Consider the following 17,488-nt stretch of genomic DNA (forward strand, 5'->3'; position numbering starts at 1 on the left):
ATTGCTAATGTTGGAAATTATGTTGCGGGATACAGATTTGCAAAAACCTTCTCCCCCAAGCGAGACGATATTCCAATCACATATGCAAAACACGGTCGTAGGCATCCAGCACGCTTTCATGCATCATTTCGCTTAGCGTGGGATGCGGGAAGACGGTGTTCATCAGTTCCGCCTCGGTGGTTTCCAGCGTTTTGCCGACCGTATAGCCCTGAATCAGTTCGGTGACTTCCGCGCCAATCATATGTGCGCCCAGCAATTCTCCGGTTTTCGCGTCGAATACGGTCTTGATAAAGCCCTCGGTCTCGCCCAGCGCAATCGCCTTGCCGTTGCCGATAAACGGGAATTTCCCGACCTTGACGTCATGACCCGCCTCTTTCGCCTTGGCCTCGGTCAAACCAACGCTGGCGATTTGCGGGTGGCAATAAGTGCAGCCGGGAATATTGAGTGGATCCATTGCGTGCGGATGGCCGCCAGCGATGGCCTCCACTGCGATCACGCCCTCATGGCTCGCCTTGTGCGCCAGCCAAGGGCCGGCGGTGCAATCGCCAATCGCGTAAATCCCATCGATGTTGGTGCGACACATGGAGTCGGTCTTGATATGGAACCGCTCGTCGGGTTCCACGCCCAGCTCATCAAGCCCGATGGTTTCAATATTGGGCATGATGCCGACTGCGACAATCACATGGCTGAACTCGGTGGTTTCCTTCTTGCCCTTCTTGTCCTCAATCTCGGCTTTCACACTCTTGTCGCCGACGTCGACAGACTTAACGCCAGCGCCGGTCATGATATTCATCCCCTGCTTTTTCAGAGACTTCTCAAGGAAAGCGGAGACTTCTTCGTCTTCTACCGGCACGATCCGGTTAAGCATTTCCACAACGGTCACATCAACGCCCATGTCGTTATAGAAGCTTGCAAATTCGATGCCGATTGCGCCGGAGCCGATGACCAGCAATTTGGTCGGCATTTCGGGCGGCGTCATGGCGTGGCGATAGGTCCAGATGCGTTTGCCGTCGGCCTTGGCAAAGGGCAGATCGCGGGCGCGGGCGCCGGTGGCGATGATGATATTTTTTCCGGTAAGCTCTTCCTCACCGTTGTCGGATTTAACCGTGATTTTGCCTTTGGCGGTAATCTTGCCATCGCCCATGTGAACATCAATCTTGTTCTTCTTCATCAGGCCGGTGACGCCCTGATTCAGCTGCTTCGCCACCCCGCGTGAGCGTTTGACAATGGCATCCAGATCAGCGCTGATCTTCTCTGCAACCAGACCATAATCGGCAGCATGCTTCATATTATGAAAAACTTCCGCCGAGCGCAGCATCGCCTTGGTCGGAATACAGCCCCAGTTAAGGCAAATTCCACCGAGATTTTCGCGTTCGACAATGGCGGTTTTCAGGCCGAGTTGCGAAGCGCGGATCGCGGCGACATAGCCACCGGGGCCGGAACCGAGAACGATGAGGTCGTAGTTATTGGCCAATTGTCTTACTCCTTTTTCCTCTCCCCTTGAGGGAGAGGATACCAAAGCCTTAGCAATTTATTGCTTAGGCGACGTTGGTGAGGGGGCTCTGGAAAGAGCTTCCAATATAGCCTCCAAAACACCCTGCAAATTCTTGTCAATCTCGTTATTCCAAAACCGTAATATTGAATATCCTCGACTCTTCAACCGTGCATCGCGCTTCTGATCATATGCGCTACCAGCATGCTGCGAACCATCTGCTTCGATAATCAACTTCTCGTCCTGACACACAAAATCGCCAACAAAGGGTCCTATCGGTTGTTGATTGCGAAATTTAAACCCGCCAAGCTGTCGATTGCGCAAACGGTTCCAAAGCATCCTTTCTTGCGACGTCATTTCACGGCGCAAGCTTCTGGCGTGGTGGAGCGTGCGAGAAGAATAGCCAGTCATACCGCTCTTAACCTCAACCCCTCACCAGGATTTAGTAGCAAACAAGTTTGCAACAAAATCTATCCTCTCCCTCAGGGGGAGAGGAAAAATGAACCCAAAATACCCTGCATATTCTCAAGCCAACATCCCCAATGGGTTCTCACAAAGCTCCTTAAACACCTTCATCAATTCCGCCCCATCCGCGCCATCGATCGCCCGGTGATCGAAAGACCCCGTAGCGCTCATGATCGTGGCGATTTGCAAGCTATCGTCGATCACATACGGCCGCTTCTCGCCAGCACCAATCGCCATGATCATCGCTTGCGGCGGATTGATCACTGCGTCGAAATTCTTGATACCGAACATACCCATATTGGAGATGCTCGCAGTGCCGCCCTGATATTCGTGGGGTTGCAGCTTGCCTTCTTTGGCACGGCCCGCCAGTTCCTTGACCTCGGTTGAGATCGCGGAGAGCGATTTGGTGTCGGCGCTCGTAACAATTGGCGTTATCAGCCCGCCGTCGATGCTCACTGCAACGGAAATATCAGCACGATGGAAGCTTTTCAGCATATCGCCGTCCAGCGCGACATTGCATTTTGGTACCTGCATCAGCGAGACTGCGAGCGCCTTTACCAGCAGATCATTGACCGACAGTTTCACGCCGCGCGGTTCGAGCGTCGCATTGAGTTCGCCGCGCAATTTGAGCAGCTTGTCGAGCTGGATATCTACAGTGAGATAGATGTGCGGGATCGTCTGCTTCGCCTCTGTCAGCCGCCGCGCGATGGTTTTACGCATATTTGAAAGTTTGGCGCTGTCGTGCGGGATATCGAATTCGCTAGCTGGTGCCGGGGTGGGCTGTGCTTCGACAGGCTCAGCACGAACGGCTTCTCCACCGACCCGCTCATCCTGAGTTTGTCGAAGGGTTCCACCTTCAGCGCCGTCAATATCCGCCTTGATGATCCGTCCATTAGGGCCGGAACCTTCCAAGGCAGAAAGGTCAACGCCTTTCTGTTCGGCGAGACGGCGAGCCAATGGGCTGGCCTTGATACGGGTCGCCCCGTTCTCGGCATGCCGAACTTGTACGGGCGTCTCGGGAGATTCGGAAACAGGTTCAGGTTGCCGTTCTTCCTTTGTCGGTTCCACTTTGGCTTCGGGCTGTACCGCTTCCTTGGCTGCTGGCGGGGAGCAGGTGCAGGGGCTGCTTCCACGTCACCGATATCCTCCCCCTCTTCTGTAATAATCGCGATGACATCGCCAACTTTCACATTGTCGGTTCCTTCAGGAACAACTATTTTGGCAATCACGCCTTCGTCGATCGCCTCAAACTCCATCGTCGCTTTATCTGTCTCTATCTCGGCCAGCAAATCACCCGAAGAGATGCTGTCGCCCTCTTTGACGAGCCACTTGGCGAGCGACCCTTCTTCCATTGTGGGTGAAAGCGCAGGCATTTGAAGGTTGATTGGCATGGCCGGAAATCTTTCCTTGATAAAGTCGCTATAGCTTTAATCTGTCCAACATTGGAGCATAGTCGTCAAGGGCGCTCCCTTGCTTTGCGGCTTTTTTTGTCGCAAGCACCAATATTGACAAGATAAGGACTGGGCATGCGTACATATCTGGTGGTGATAGACGAAACCGACGAGGCCAGCATTGCGCTGCGTTTTGCTTCTCGCAGGGCAATGAAAACAAACGGCGCGCTGCACATATTGGCGCTGGTTGAGAGTGAGGGCTTTGTCGCCTGGGGCGGTGTGCAGGCGACTTTGGAAGAAGAAGCCAAGAACCGCGCCGAGGCCCTGGTTTCCAGCGCTGCCGGAACACTTTTTGACGAAACCGGCATTCGCCCGTCGATAACGGTCAAAGAAGGAAAAGGCCCGAAGGTCGTCCGTCAGATGATGGAAGAAGTCGACGGGCTCGCGGCTCTGGTTCTGGGCGCGTCAGCTGATGGCGCGCCTGGACCGCTGGTAGCCCATTTTGCCGCGACCGAAGCCGGTTCCTTGCCTTGCCCGGTGATGGTTGTCCCCGGATCGCTCAGTAAGGAAGAGATTGACCGGCTGAGTTAGCTCAGCTTATTTTTTGCGGCTATTATGTTTGATATTGGCGGGGCGACCGCGCTTGCCTTTTTTGTGTTGTTGGCCGCTTTTTGGTGGCTTTCGCTGGCCGGGTCGACGTTGTGATGGACGTTCGCGGCTGTGGTTGCCCCCTTCAGGAAGTTCGAACAGCAAACTGCCGGTCGCGGGGTTAGCCTCGATCAGACGCAGTTCCAGTTTTTGCCCGATATTGTATGTTTCTCCGGTCTTCTGACCCTTTAATTCCTGGCTCGCTTCATCATATTCATAATAATCCGAACCCAATGTCCGCACCGGAACGAGGCCATCGCCGCCCAGTTCTTCAACAGTCGCGAAAAAGCCGAAATTCTGGACGCCGGTGATGCGGCATTTTAATATCTGCCCGACCCGCTCTGATAAATGCGCGGAGATATAACGATCCACAGTTTCACGTTCGGCCTTCATCGCCCGGCGTTCAAGCTGGCTAATTTTTTCAGAGATCAGCTCAAGCCGCCCCGCCTCATCCTCGCTTAACCCGCTACTCGCCGGGATATTTTCGTTCGCAGGCTTGGGCTGTTCCAGCTTGCAGGCGGAAACCAGCGCGCGGTGCACGATTAGATCGGCATAGCGGCGGATAGGGCTGGTAAAATGGGCATAGCTGCCCAGCGACAGTCCAAAATGCCCCATATTGGTGTGGCCATAATAAGCCTGTGTCTGGCTGCGCAATATCTGTTCCATCACCAGCGGCAGGATTTCTGCTTCGCCAACCTGTTCGATCAAGCGGTTGAAAACCGATGGCTTGATGACCTGCCCCATCGCAAAGCTGACATCAAAGCTCTTGAGATAATCCTTCAGCGCGATAAGCTTCTCACGAGAAGGCACTTCATGAACGCGATAAATCAGTGGTGACTTTTTTGACTCAAGCATTTTTGCGGCAGCGACATTGGCGGCGATCATGAAATCTTCGACAACACGATGGGCATCAAGACGCTCGCGCACCGCGATTTCTGCAATCCTGCCCTGTTCATCAAGAACAACGCGCTTTTCAGGTAAATCAAGATGCAGCGGTTCGCGATCATCTCGCGCTTTTGCCAGCAGCTTCCAGCAATCCCAAACCGGTTTAAGAGCGGTGGATGTCAAGGGATGCTTGATCCGGCCATCAATCGCGGCCTGCGCATCTTCATAGGCGATATTGCCAGCCAATTTGACAATGGCGCGGGTGAAGCGGGAAGAACGCATCTTTCCTTTGGCATCAATCTGCAAGTGGCAAACCAGTGCCGCGCGATCAACATCCTGTTTTAATGAACAAACATCAGTGGAAAGAGCTTCTGGCAGCATAGGCACGACCCGATCAGGGAAATAAACGCTGTTGCCGCGTTTATAAGCTTCCCTGTCCAGTGCACTGCCGGTGCGAACATAATAGGATACGTCGGCAATGGCGATCAACGCTTTGTAGCCGCCTTTATTATCGGGATCATCATCTGGTGTAGCCCAGATTGCGTCATCATGATCGCGCGCATCCGCTGGATCAATCGCAACAATTGGCAAATGGCGAAGATCTTCGCGTTTCTCGGTACCCAATTCCAGCTTGGTCGCCTGCTCGGCCTCGGCGAGAACATTGTCCGGAAAGACATCCGGAATTTCAAACTTGCCAATCGCGATCAAACTGAAAGACTTGGGCGCGAACGGGTCTCCAAGGACCTCTTTCACCCGCGCCTGTATCTGTGAACCGCGGCCATGTGGTTCGGCGCGCACAAGGTCGCCGCTTTTGGCTTCCCCCAAATCAGAAATCGGCGTGCTGCGACGGATTTTCCGGTCGACAGGTTTGAGCCAAAACCGGTCCCGTTCGTCTTTCTCGACGATGCCCATCAGCATCTCGCTCGCTTCCGCAAGCTTCTTCATCAGATAGGCGATATGCCCCTGCCCGCGCTCTTCAGTACGCGCCAATATCCTGTCACCGATGGCCAGAGCAGCCCTGCGGCCTTTTTCTTTAATGCGCAGTTTTGGCGCAGGCGTGTCATCGGCTTCCCATTTATCAGGGACAGCGATCGCTTCATTGCCATCAATTTCAACGATCTTGAGAACGGTGACTTTCGGCACGCCACCCATTTTGTGAAACGCGCGGCCCGGGCTGGCGTCAATCAATCCTTCGTCAGCCATATCCTTGAGCAAGGCTTTCAGCGCAATCTTGTCTGATCCACGCAATCCGAAAGCTTTTGCAATTTCCCGCTTTCCGGCAGGTTTTTCCGACTGCGCGATAAAGTCCAATATTTTTTTGCGGCTCGGAATCGCGCCCGGAATATTCGGATTTTTGACGCGCTTCTTCTGAACAGGTTTGCCTGATTTTTTGGTGCCAATTTTTTTGCTACCGGGGTTTTTCGGATATCCGGCCATTAATATGATTTGCCGATGAGTATCCGTTCGACTGCAGGCTCGCCGGTAAAAATGCATGGGCCATCAACCGGCGCTGCGTTTTGCGGCACATTGCGAATGGTCAATTTGAGCTTTTTCAATCTTTGGTCAATTTGTTCCAGTGCGTCGCCGGTGGCGCGGCACCATTGGACCTCAAGCCACCCGGGATATTTCTTGTTTTCCTTGTAGAATTTTTCGAGTCCGGCAAAGTCGGTTATGCCGCGTGTAATATTCGCATCCAGACGCGTTTTGGCTTCGCCATGCAGTCGATCTTGAATATCTTTCAGCAAATCCGGAATAGTCGGCACAAATTCCTCTTTGGTCAGGAAGTGATTATCAAGCTTGCCATTCTCTTTATACAATGCGTCGCGGCGCAGCATCGCGACTTTGCCCTCCGCCACATCACGGGGCCCAATTTCGAGAATCAGCGGCGCGCCTTTTTTAACCCACGACCAGCGTTTGGTTTGAGGTTTGGCGCCAGTGATATCCAGCTTGACGCGGATATTCTCATCGAGCGCCCTACCCTGTGCAATTTCCCTGGTCAGCGCTTTGCAATATTGCAGAACTTCTTCGTCTTCCGGCTTGTCACGCAGTAATGGAATGATCACAACTTGATGCGGCGCAATCAATGGCGGCACACGAAGGCCATCATCATCTCCATGCGTCATGATGACGCCGCCGATAAGCCGCGTCGATGTTCCCCAACTGGTGGTATAAGCAAACTGGAACTCGCCTTCTTTATCCTGAAAGCGGATATTCTGGGCCTTCGAGAATGTTTGTCCCAAAAAGTGGCTTGTGCCGGCTTGCAACGCCTTGCCATCCTGCATCATCGCTTCGATGGAATAGGTCGCATCTGCGCCGGGAAAGCGTTCATTTTCCGGCTTTTCTCCTGCGACGACTGGCATCGCAAGCACATTTTCCGAAAAGCTCCGATATAGCTCAAGGATATCGAGCGTTTCTACCATTGCTTCCTCTTTGGTGGCATGCACTGTGTGACCCTCTTGCCAGAGAAATTCGCTTGTGCGCAGGAACATCCGTGTGCGCATTTCCCAGCGAACGACGTTGGCCCATTGATTGATCATCACCGGCAAGTCGCGCCAGCTTTGCACCCAGCGGGCAAAAGCAGTGCCAATCACAGTCTCTGAAGTCGGACGAACTACTAGCGGTTCTTCAAGCTTTGCATCAGGATCAACAATCAAACCGCCATCGCCGTCCTTCATTAACCGATGATGGGTGACGACCGCCATTTCCTTGGCAAAACCGTCAACATGCTCGGCCTCTTTTGCGAAATAGCTTAGCGGGATAAACAATGGAAAATAGCAATTCTCGTGACCCGATGCTTTGATCCGCTGATCCATCAAATATTGCACACGTTCCCAAATGCCATAACCCCAGGGGCGCATAACCATGCAACCACGCACGCCAGATTCTTCGGCAAGATCCGCTTCCGAAATAACTTGCTGATACCAGCCAGCGAAATCATCTTCGCGGGTGACCGAAAGGGCGTTTTTTTTCACTTATGTAATTCCTGCAATATTTGCTTTAGTTGTCGAGCTTATCGATTTTTGATTGAATGTCAGCGAGCTGCTGTTTCAAATCCATGATCTCGCGATCTTTTTCTGACAGTTCTTCTTCTACCGGTTCATCTTCCACGGTGCTATTTTTTCCTAAGCCAAGAGGATTCAGAGCCTTTCCTACAACACCGGCTATCGGGCTCGATTTCAGTGCATTTTCGACTGCTTCCTGAAATTGCTTTTGATTTTCAATCGCCATTTTGCCGAGCGGATTTTTGCTCAAGGCTCCTTCTACAGCTTCCTGAAACTGCTTCTGGTTCTTGCGGAAATTGTCCATCGAAGCTTCAAGATAAGACGGCATCAACGACTGCATCGAGTTGCCATACATCGAAATCAATTGCCTCAGGAATTTCACCGGTAGCATATTCTGTCCACTGCTCTCTTCGTCCACAATAATCTGGGTAAGAACATTATGCGTTATATCTTCGCCCGTCTTCGCATCCACAACGACAAAATCAATGTCATTGCGTGTCATATCCGCCAGAAAATCCAGCGTAATATAATTTGAAGTCTGGGTGTTATAGAGACGACGATTGGCGTATTTTTTTATCGTGATCGGACCGTTTGGATCCTTTTTGTTAGTTTTTGCCATTGTAACTCCTGACGAAACGATATTTGCTGAATGCCTTGAACAACAAATTAGCGCTGCGATGATTTAAATAATGGCAAGACAGTAGACAAAATTGTGCAATGCCGCAACCAAAGCCGTCATTGCGCAGCATTGTTGCAGCATTTTCGGCCAGTTATGCAAGTTTTGCGGTCGTTTTAGCCTTTGCGGCCGCAATATTGCGGTTGCGGAAAAATGCGCAAGCTATTGCCATATCCGTGGCAGGCGCTGGCCAAGCCCGGTAATCAGTTCATATTGCGACAATCCGGATATGCGCGAAGCTTCAGGCAGATCATAGTCGCAGTCAACCCAATCGCCCTCTTCCAATTTCGGTGCTTGGGTAAGATCAATGGCGGTAAGATCCATTGAAACGCGCCCGATGACGCGAAGCTTTCCCCCGTCTGCCAGAAAGCATCCCTTGTTTGAAAAACCGCGCAAGTAGCCATCTGCATAACCCATAGCCAAAATCGCGATACGAAGATCGCGGTCCGCTATATATTTCGCGTTATACCCGATTTTATCGCCCGGCCTCACATGTCGAACTTGCAATATTTGCGCTTGCGGCGTTGCGACTTGTTGGATTTGATCCGCCAATTCCGGCCTTGGTTTGCCCCCATAAAGCGACAAGCCGGGGCGGGTCACATCAAAATGATAGTCGGTTCCCAGCATGATACCAGCGCTGTTGGCGAAGCTAGATCTTTTGTATTGGAGGTCGATTAGGGCCGAAAGATATTTCGCAAGCTGGTCCGTATTTTGCTTACAGTCTTCGTCCGCGGAGGCCAAATGACTCATAGCGAGATCGATATCAAGATTAGCTATGCAGCCATGCCCAAGATCACCCGGATTAATGCCAAGGCGGTTCATGCCGCTATTGATCATGACGTCACATGGTAGTGAAGTTGTGGACCAGCGCAGTATCTGTTCGATGCTGTTTAATACCGGCTTGGCGGAGGATTTCACCGCAAAGGCCATATCTTCTTCACGAACGCCGTTGAGAACGGAGATCGATGCTTTTCCCGCCGCAATAGCCTCTATCTCGCGAGCCTCCTGCCAGTTGGCCACAAAGAAATCCTGGCAACCGGCATCCAGCAATTTTTGAACGACGGGTAGTGCGCCCAACCCATAAGCATCGGCTTTTACTGCAGCGCCGGCAGATGCCGCTCCGCTGAATCTGTTTAATGCGCGCCAATTGGCGACGAGCGCATCACCGCTTAGCTGCAACCTGGCGGTTGCCGGAATGTCAGGTGCAGCGATACTCATCTATGATAGATTAGTGGCTTCAACGGTCTTCGTCGAGTGCTGCTTCGGGATCACTGGGAATACCCCACCAAGCAATGATGACACCGAAGGCGACCACAACCCAAGTGTACCACAGGCCGGCGTAAATATCTCCAGAACGCGCAACAATATAACCCGCGATCAACGGCAGGAAGCCGCCCAGATAACCAGCCCCGATATGATAAGGAATGGACATTGAGCTATAGCGGATTTTTGGCGGGAACATCTCGGCAAGCAGTGCCGCCACTGAGCCGTAAGTCAGTGCGCTCAATACGCCGAGCACCAGCAAAATCGCAACAATACCCAATATACTGGCTACCCCCAGCTCTTGCTTGTTGAAATCGAAGCCATATTGGCTCAAGCCATCGCGAATGCCGTTGCTCCGTGCTTTCCCGTCGGTCAGCCATTGCTGGTTGATAACAATCTCTTCACCGCCAGCCGTCAGTTTGAGGGTATCGCCTTGTGAAAGCTCGTAAGCCACTCCGGCAGCGATCAGCGTTTCCAGCACTTTGCCGCAATCACTTTGTTCACGGCTGAAAAGCTCTGCAAACGGGTCCGTGCTACAGGCTTGGCCCTCCACCCGAACCGGCGTTGCTTCAGCGGCCGTTGATAGTCCCGGATTGGCCAGTTGACCCAGACCCCAGAAGGATGGGAAGAGCAGCAGCAAAGCAAGCAATGCGCCAACTATGATCGGCTTCTTGCGCCCGACTTTGTCAGACCATTTTCCGACAATGAGATAGAAAGACATGGCGATCAGCCCGGAGAAGAAAAGGATCAAATCGACCGTCAGATTATCGACGTTCATCGGTCCGCGCAGCAAGGACATGCCCGAGAAAAACGCGGTGTACCAGATGGTGGTCAATATGCCGGTGATCCCGAACAGCGCGACAAAAATGCGTTTCTTGTTACCCGGATAGGTAAAGCTTTCGGTGAAAGGATTTTTGGCTGTTTCGCCAGCTGCTTTCATTGCCTGAAAGACGGGACTTTCGTTCAATTTCAGCCGCATCCAGAGTGAAATGCCGAGCAAGATGATCGACAGCAGGAATGGCACCCGCCAGCCCCAGTCGTTAAATTCCTGTTCGGGGATCAGGAAACGGCAAGCCAGAACCACGCCGATGGACAACACAAATCCACCCGCCACGCTGGCCTGAATATAGCTGGTGTAATAGCCGCGTTTCTCGGTGGGGGCATGTTCAGCGACGTAGATGGCCGCGCCGCCATATTCGCCGCCCAGAGCAAGACCCTGCAATATGCGCAAAAATATCACGATTAGCGGAGCCGCAAGACCTATGGTTTCTGCGCTTGGAATCAATCCGACACCAGCGGTTGCAATGCCCATTAAGGTGACGGTGACAAGGAACGTATATTTTCGCCCCAATTTGTCACCCAAAAAGCCGAATAATATCGCGCCAACCGGACGAAATCCGAAGCCAATCGCAAATGTAGCCCAAACCATCAGGATTTCGAGCGTTTCATTTCCGCTCGGGAAAAATGTGGGGCCGATGATGTAGAACAACGTGCCATAGATGAAGAAATCATACCATTCGAAGATGGTTCCGGCAGAGGACGCACCGATGACCAGCCGGATTTCCTTGTCCGTCGGTTCACGCTGTCCTGCTATTGCTGCTTCACTGGCCATTTACGCCCTCCCCAAGGCTTTACTCATTCCAGTTCGAGTATCACCGCATCGACGGCAAGGCTATCCCCTTGCGCGGCTTCCACCGATTTGACCACTCCGTTTTTCTCGGCACGCAGGATGTTTTCCATCTTCATCGCCTCGACAACCGCAAGAGGCTGACCTTCCTCGACCTTGTCGCCCTCACCTACATGGAGTGCAACAAGCAAACCAGGCATGGGACACAGCAGATATTTGGAAAGATCGGGGGGTATTTTTTCGATCATGTGAGTGGCATGCCGCGCGATACTGGCGGGCAATACGCGCACATCGAATTTTGCGCCGCGCGTGTTCATCGCAAATCCAGTTGTCGTTTTGCGGATTTTGACGATCAGCAATTCATCGCCGATATTAGCCTCGATCAAACTGTCTCCCGGCGTATATTCCGTGGAGAGATCAACATCCTGATCATCGACGGTGATACCATCTTCGGAAACGCTGACATGTTGAATGCTGTCGCCGATTTTGACTTGCCATTCCCCGGGAGGGTCAAGCCGCCTGCCCAGCTGATTGTCTACCCGCCGCGCGCGATCCGCATGGGCTGCCCCGGCAAACGCCGCGATGGCGGCCAGATTGCGCAGCAGGTCTTCCGAAGCAGGAGCCCCTTGGAAACCATCAGGATATTCTTCGGCGATAAAACCGGTGGTTATCTCGCCAGAACGGAAACGCGGATGCTGCATGAGCGCCGACAGAAAATTGATATTATGACCAACGCCTTCCAGTTCGAACGCATCAAGCGCCGCAATCTGCTTATCCGCTGCTTCATCGCGGGTTTCACCCCACGTTACGAGCTTGGCGATCATTGGATCGTAGAAGATGCTGACTTCGCCGCCATCCATCACGCCATCATCAACGCGGACACCATCAACGCCGCGGATAGGATCGCCTGTCCATCCTGGAACCGGCGGATCATAACGGACTATCCGGCCTGTCGAGGGCAGGAAACCGCGATAGGGGTCCTCGGCATAGACCCGGTTTTCTATCGCCCAGCCATCAATGCCGATGTCATCCTGCGTTATCTCCAGCTTCTCACCATAGGCGACGCGGATCATCTGTTCGACCAGATCAATGCCGGTAATCGCTTCGGTAACCGGATGCTCCACCTGCAAACGCGTGTTCATTTCGAGGAAATAGAAACTTTCGCCCGTCGGGTCTGCACCGGAAACGATGAGTTCGACCGTACCCGCGCTATGATAGTCCACGGCTGCGGAAAGGGCGACAGCTTGCTCGCCCATGGCCTTGCGCATTTTGGGCGTGACGAAAGGCGATGGCGCTTCTTCCACAACCTTTTGATGGCGGCGCTGGATCGAGCATTCGCGCTCGTTCAGATAAAGAATATTGCCGTGTTTATCGCCCAAAATCTGGATTTCGATATGGCGGGGGTTGAGGATGAATTTCTCGATAAAAACGCGATCATCGCCAAAGCTGTTCAGACCTTCACGCTTGGTCGCCTCAAAGCCTTCGCGCACGTCCTTTTCGTCATAGGCAAGCCGCATTCCCTTGCCGCCGCCGCCAGCGCTGGCCTTCATCATCACCGGATAGCCAATGTCGTTCGATATCTCGACTGCGTGATCGGTGTCTTTAATCTCGCCGACAAAGCCGGGGACCACATTGACGCCCGCTTCCTTGGCGAGCTTCTTGGATTCAATCTTGTCACCCATCGCCTGAATTGCACCCACTGGTGGCCCGATAAAGGCGATGTTGTTCTTTTCCAGTTCCTCGACGAAACTCGCGCGTTCGGAGAGAAAGCCATAGCCCGGATGGACAGCTTCTGCGCCGGTTTCCTTGCAGGCGGCGATGATCTTTTCCGCGATCAGATAGGATTCCGCAGCTGGCGATGGCCCGATATGCACAGCTTCATCGGCCATTTTGACAAACGGCGCGCGTGCATCAGCGTCGGAATAAACCGCAACTGTGGCAATGCCCATTTTCTTGGCGGTGCGGATAACACGACAGGCGATTTCGCCCCGGTTTGCGATTAGGATTTTTTTGAACATCTAGGAAGCCAATTTCTTAAGCATTTGAATAAATTCGTCTTGGAGCATTTGCCACTTCTCGCCAAAATGCGCCTCGCGATGATGGTTTGGGCAAAGTGCGATCACATTGCTGTGTTTGTCGACACCTTGCTCCGATAGGCTGATAACATGGTGCGCTTCAAGATAGGTGTGCCCATTTTCTTTTTTGAACGTTACGCATCCGCCATATTCACAAACGCCATTAGCCCGTTTTAGTACTTGCTTGCGGACTTCTTGGTCGCGGACATAACTACCTGCCATTCGTCGCCGGTACTCAGGAGAGTCGTTCCCAACTTCAGTTTCGTCTATGTCGTCGATTGCGGAGAATTGGCTGTTGAATGCGTGTACAATCCTGGAACTTGTCCAGAAGGAGCGCTTTTTGTTATAAGGTTCCACACCGATTAGTGAACAGTATCGTTGAAAGGCTTGTTCTAGGCGAGTGTCATGGGCATTTTTCGAGCCGACAATCTTACTTATTACAGGGTTCGTATCCTTTCCGTCAGCGGTGCGATTTGCAATCAGTCTTTCATGATTTTCACGTGAGTTATCTTTGTAGCCAATAAATCGTGATGGAGCGAAAGCAATAATGCGACCAAACTGATACGGATAAAAAACTGCCCCTGCCTTTACCCAGTCGGCAAACTTCTGTCGGTCTTGGGAATCGGAATGTATTGCATTGATCAGTGTATCGACATTCCGCTCAATATCAGAGAGGCTTTCTACAAATATGGTTTTCACTCAACCCCCTCCAACGCTTTTTCCGCCCTTAAGGGCTCCTCACCCGCCAGCGCCTTCAATCCCAACCGCGCAAACAGGGCCGCATCGCTATCATCCCCTGCATTGGGCGCAGTCAGCAGCTTGTCGCCGGTAAAAATCGAATTGGCTCCGGCCATAAAGCAGAGCGCCTGCGTCGCCTCACTCATGCTCTCGCGGCCAGCGGACAGACGGACCATCGATTTCGGCATGGTAATCCGCGCCACTGCGACGGTGCGGACAAATTCGATGTCGTCAATCTTCGCCATCGGCGTATCGGCGAGCATATCGCCCAGCACTGTGCCCTTGACCGGCACCAGCGCATTGACCGGAACGCTTTCAGGATGCTGTTCCAGCGTCGAAAGTGTGTGGACAAAGCCAACCCGATCTTCGCGGGTTTCGCCCATACCGATAATCCCGCCCGAACAGACATTGATCCCCGCCCGCCGCACTTCGCCAAGCGTATCGAGCCGGTCCTGCATCTTGCGCGTCGAAATCGCCTTTTCGTAATATTCCGGGCTGCTGTCGATATTGTGATTATAATAATCGAGCCCTGCTTCAGCCAGCATATCCGCCTGTTTCGGCGTCAGCATACCCAGCGTCATGCAGGTTTCCATGCCCATTGAGGCGACACCCTTCACAATCTCGACAATCGCAGGCATGTCACGATCCTTGGGATTGCGCCACGCGGCGCCCATGCAGAAACGTTGTGAGCCTGCATCCTTCGCCTGCGCTGCCGATTGCAGTACCGCGCGCACGTCCATCAGCTTCGTGGCTTCGACGCCGCTGTCGGCGTGGACGGACTGGCTGCAATAGCCACAATCCTCCGGGCATCCACCGGTTTTGATGGAAAGCAACGTGCAAAGCTGCACTTCATCGGGCTTGTGATAGGTGCGGTGCGCGGTTGCGGCCTGGAACAGCAATTCGGTGAACGGTAGGTCAAACAACGTCGCGATTTCCTCGCGGGTCCAGTCGGTGCGTATTTCGGTCATTAACTATCCTCATTCGTCATTGCGAGCAAAGCGAAGCAATCCAGAGCGTTGCTCACAATCGCTCTGGATTGCCGCGTCGCTCCGCTCCTCGCAATGACGATGTTGATTGGAACTATGCTCATTCCGCAGCTTCCTCTTCCGGCGGCATATTATGCCCCAATAATCTCAATATATCCGCAGCACATTCCACAATGTTGCTGCCTGGACCATAGATTCCGACCACCCCGGATTTGCGGAGAAATTCATAATCTTTCGGCGGAATGACACCGCCAGCAAAAACCTTCACATCGCCGCCGCCATTGTCTTTCAGGATGTTGATAAGTTCGGGGATAAGCGTCTTATGACCTGCGGCTAAACTGGAGGCACCGACCGCATCGACGCCTTCACTAAGCGCCAGATCGGCGGTTTCGCGGGGTGTCTGGAAGAGTGGCCCGGAAATGACGTCAAAGCCCATATCGGTGAATGCGCTGGAGACCACATTGGCCCCGCGATCATGGCCGTCCTGCCCCATTTTCGCGACCAGGATTTTGGGTTTGCGGCCCAGCCGCTGCGACACGGCATCAACGCCCTCGACAACCAGCGCATATTGCGGATCACCTGCATAGGCCGTGCCGTAAATGCCTTTTACGGGCGTTGGCTTCGTCTCATAGCGGCCAAACACCGCCTCCATCGCGTCGGATATCTCTCCGAGCGAGGCTCGTTCGCGAGCAGCGTTGACAGCAAGAGCCAGAACATTACCGCCGCCCCTGGAACCTTCCGTAAGCGCCTTGAGCGCTGCCTGGCAAGCATCTTCGTCACGTTCCTTGCGCATCTTGTCGAGCCGGGCGATTTGACCCTGACGGACCTTGGCATTGTCGATATCAAGCGTGTCCATCGCGTCTTCTTCGTCACGGCGATATTTGTTCACCCCGACAATCACCGCATCGCCCTTGTCCACCGCTGCCTGACGTCCCGCTGCCGCTTCTTCGATCATCGCCTTGGGCCAGCCATCGGCAACCGCCTTGGCCATGCCGCCCTCGCTATCGACGCGATCCATAATTTCCAACGCCTTCTCAACCAGTGCGTCAGTGAGGGCTTCAACATAATAGCTGCCACCCAGCGGATCGACGACTTTGGTAATCCCCGCTTCTTCCTGAAGGACGATCTGCGTATTACGTGCGATACGGGCTGAGAAATCAGTGGGAAGCGCGATGGCTTCGTCCAGAGCATTGGTGTGGAGCGATTGGGTGCCGCCCAAGGTAGCGGCCATTGCCTCAATCGTCGTTCGGATTACGTTGTTATAAGGATCTTGTTCGGTGAGCGAGACGCCGCTGGTCTGGCAATGCGTCCGCAGCATTTTGGAACGCTCCGATTGCGCGCCTAAATCCGTCATAACCTTGTGCCACAGCGTCCGTGCGGCGCGAAGCTTGGCTACTTCCATGAAAAAGTTCATACCAATTCCGAAGAAGAAACTCAAACGTCCTGCAAAGGCGTCAATATCTAGTCCAGTTTCCATCGCCGACTTTGCATATTCCTTGCCATCGGCGATGGTGAAGGCCAGTTCCTGAACAGCAGTCGCGCCGGCCTCATGCATATGATAGCCGCTGATCGAAATGCTGTTGAATTTCGGCATATGTTCGGAGGTGTAGGCGATAATGTCCGACACTATGCGCATGCTGGGCGCTGGCGGGTAAATATAGGTATTGCGCACCATGAACTCTTTGAGAATATCGTTCTGGATTGTGCCGGAGAGTTTTTCCTGTGATACCCCCTGCTCTTCCGCCGCGATGATATAGAAGGCCAGACACGGAATAACAGCACCGTTCATCGTCATCGACACCGACATTTCATCAAGCGGGATTTGATCGAACAGGATTTTCATATCCTCAACGCTGTCAATCGCCACACCCGCCTTGCCGACATCGCCGACTACGCGCGGATGGTCGCTGTCGTAACCGCGATGGGTCGCCAGATCGAAGGCAACCGAAAGTCCCTTCTGCCCCGCAGCCAGATTGCGACGATAAAAGGCGTTGGACTCCTCGGCAGTTGAAAAACCGGCATATTGGCGGATCGTCCACGGGCGTCCCGCATACATCGACGCCTTGACGCCACGGGTGAACGGACCAAAACCTGGCAACCCCGGATCGCCAGCGTCTTCAGCAGTATATAGCGGTTTGACAGAGATACCCTCAGGTGTTTCCCAAGTCAGATCGCGACCCTTGACTTCGCTGTCCGCTAAGGCTTTCCAGTCATCAATGGTCTTTTTTGTCATAATTTCG

Annotated in this window: 13 protein-coding genes and 1 pseudogene; 1 reads left to right on the forward strand and 13 read right to left on the reverse strand. The window is 53.2% G+C overall.

Annotation, left to right across the window (positions count from 1 at the left end):
* Positions 1-76: 76 nt before the first annotated feature.
* The 3 genes and pseudogenes from lpdA to HF685_RS02275 form a co-directional block, all read right to left on the reverse strand.
* Complete coding sequence (gene lpdA, locus HF685_RS02265; protein ID WP_168818114.1) at positions 77-1,474, reverse strand: dihydrolipoyl dehydrogenase; 1,398 nt, start codon at positions 1,472-1,474, stop codon at positions 77-79.
* A 57-nt stretch (positions 1,475-1,531) separates the two neighbouring features.
* On the reverse strand, positions 1,532-1,903 hold the full coding sequence (locus tag HF685_RS02270; protein WP_168818115.1) for an endonuclease domain-containing protein: 372 nt from the start codon (positions 1,901-1,903) through the stop codon (positions 1,532-1,534).
* 114 nt (positions 1,904-2,017) lie between these two features.
* Positions 2,018-3,348, reverse strand: a pseudogene (locus tag HF685_RS02275) (pyruvate dehydrogenase complex dihydrolipoamide acetyltransferase).
* Positions 3,349-3,483: 135 nt separating this feature from the next.
* Between HF685_RS02275 and HF685_RS02280 the strand changes: the two are divergent.
* Entirely contained in the window at positions 3,484-3,939 is a 456-nt protein-coding gene (locus HF685_RS02280; RefSeq protein ID WP_168818116.1) for a universal stress protein, read from the forward strand.
* A 6-nt stretch (positions 3,940-3,945) separates the two neighbouring features.
* Here the strand turns inward: HF685_RS02280 and rnr are convergent, their stop codons facing one another.
* From rnr to scpA, 10 genes are all read right to left on the reverse strand, one after another.
* A complete protein-coding gene (rnr, locus tag HF685_RS02285) occupies positions 3,946-6,318 on the reverse strand; it encodes a ribonuclease R (RefSeq protein ID WP_168818117.1) in 2,373 nt (790 codons plus the stop codon).
* Positions 6,318-7,853, reverse strand: a complete 1,536-nt coding sequence (proS, locus tag HF685_RS02290; protein WP_168818118.1) for a proline--tRNA ligase — start codon at positions 7,851-7,853, stop codon at positions 6,318-6,320. Before proS ends, rnr begins: the two co-directional genes overlap by 1 nt.
* Before the next feature lie 25 nt (positions 7,854-7,878).
* Complete coding sequence (gene phaR / locus HF685_RS02295; RefSeq protein WP_168818119.1) at positions 7,879-8,502, reverse strand: polyhydroxyalkanoate synthesis repressor PhaR; 624 nt, start codon at positions 8,500-8,502, stop codon at positions 7,879-7,881.
* A 219-nt stretch (positions 8,503-8,721) separates the two neighbouring features.
* The gene (gene alr, locus HF685_RS02300; protein ID WP_168818120.1) at positions 8,722-9,777 is read right to left on the reverse strand and encodes an alanine racemase; all 1,056 of its coding nucleotides are present in this window, start codon (positions 9,775-9,777) and stop codon (positions 8,722-8,724) included.
* Positions 9,778-9,796: 19 nt separating this feature from the next.
* The gene (locus HF685_RS02305; RefSeq protein WP_168818121.1) at positions 9,797-11,434 is read right to left on the reverse strand and encodes an MFS transporter; all 1,638 of its coding nucleotides are present in this window, start codon (positions 11,432-11,434) and stop codon (positions 9,797-9,799) included.
* 23 nt (positions 11,435-11,457) lie between these two features.
* On the reverse strand, positions 11,458-13,467 hold the full coding sequence (locus tag HF685_RS02310) for an acetyl-CoA carboxylase biotin carboxylase subunit (protein ID WP_168818122.1): 2,010 nt from the start codon (positions 13,465-13,467) through the stop codon (positions 11,458-11,460).
* Entirely contained in the window at positions 13,468-14,223 is a 756-nt protein-coding gene (locus HF685_RS02315) for an HNH endonuclease (protein WP_168818123.1), read from the reverse strand.
* Positions 14,220-15,230 (reverse strand): biotin synthase BioB, encoded by a 1,011-nt coding sequence (gene bioB / locus HF685_RS02320; protein WP_168818124.1) that lies wholly within the window; start codon positions 15,228-15,230, stop codon positions 14,220-14,222. Before bioB ends, HF685_RS02315 begins: the two co-directional genes overlap by 4 nt.
* On the reverse strand, positions 15,230-15,352 hold the full coding sequence (locus tag HF685_RS16515; RefSeq protein ID WP_281352812.1) for a hypothetical protein: 123 nt from the start codon (positions 15,350-15,352) through the stop codon (positions 15,230-15,232). The genes bioB and HF685_RS16515 overlap by 1 nt, the downstream gene beginning before the upstream one ends.
* On the reverse strand, positions 15,349-17,481 hold the full coding sequence (gene scpA / locus HF685_RS02325) for a methylmalonyl-CoA mutase (protein ID WP_168818125.1): 2,133 nt from the start codon (positions 17,479-17,481) through the stop codon (positions 15,349-15,351). Before scpA ends, HF685_RS16515 begins: the two co-directional genes overlap by 4 nt.
* Between the last annotated feature and the right edge of the window lie 7 nt (positions 17,482-17,488).

Source organism: Parasphingorhabdus halotolerans (assembly GCF_012516475.1).
GTDB lineage: Bacteria > Pseudomonadota > Alphaproteobacteria > Sphingomonadales > Sphingomonadaceae > Parasphingorhabdus > Parasphingorhabdus halotolerans.

Bases quoted from the DNA above. Each gene is read 5' to 3' on its own strand.
- HF685_RS16515 (WP_281352812.1), bottom strand. From the start codon at position 15,352: ATGAGCATAGTTCCAATCAACATCGTCATTGCGAGGAGCGGAGCGACG.
- HF685_RS02280 (WP_168818116.1), top strand. From the start codon at position 3,484: ATGCGTACATATCTGGTGGTGATAGACGAAACCGACGAGGCCAGCATT.
- scpA (WP_168818125.1), bottom strand. From the start codon at position 17,481: ATGACAAAAAAGACCATTGATGACTGGAAAGCCTTAGCGGACAGCGAA.
- rnr (WP_168818117.1), bottom strand. From the start codon at position 6,318: ATGGCCGGATATCCGAAAAACCCCGGTAGCAAAAAAATTGGCACCAAA.
- HF685_RS02310 (WP_168818122.1), bottom strand. From the start codon at position 13,467: ATGTTCAAAAAAATCCTAATCGCAAACCGGGGCGAAATCGCCTGTCGT.
- phaR (WP_168818119.1), bottom strand. From the start codon at position 8,502: ATGGCAAAAACTAACAAAAAGGATCCAAACGGTCCGATCACGATAAAA.
- alr (WP_168818120.1), bottom strand. From the start codon at position 9,777: ATGAGTATCGCTGCACCTGACATTCCGGCAACCGCCAGGTTGCAGCTA.
- HF685_RS02270 (WP_168818115.1), bottom strand. From the start codon at position 1,903: ATGACTGGCTATTCTTCTCGCACGCTCCACCACGCCAGAAGCTTGCGC.
- HF685_RS02305 (WP_168818121.1), bottom strand. From the start codon at position 11,434: ATGGCCAGTGAAGCAGCAATAGCAGGACAGCGTGAACCGACGGACAAG.
- bioB (WP_168818124.1), bottom strand. From the start codon at position 15,230: ATGACCGAAATACGCACCGACTGGACCCGCGAGGAAATCGCGACGTTG.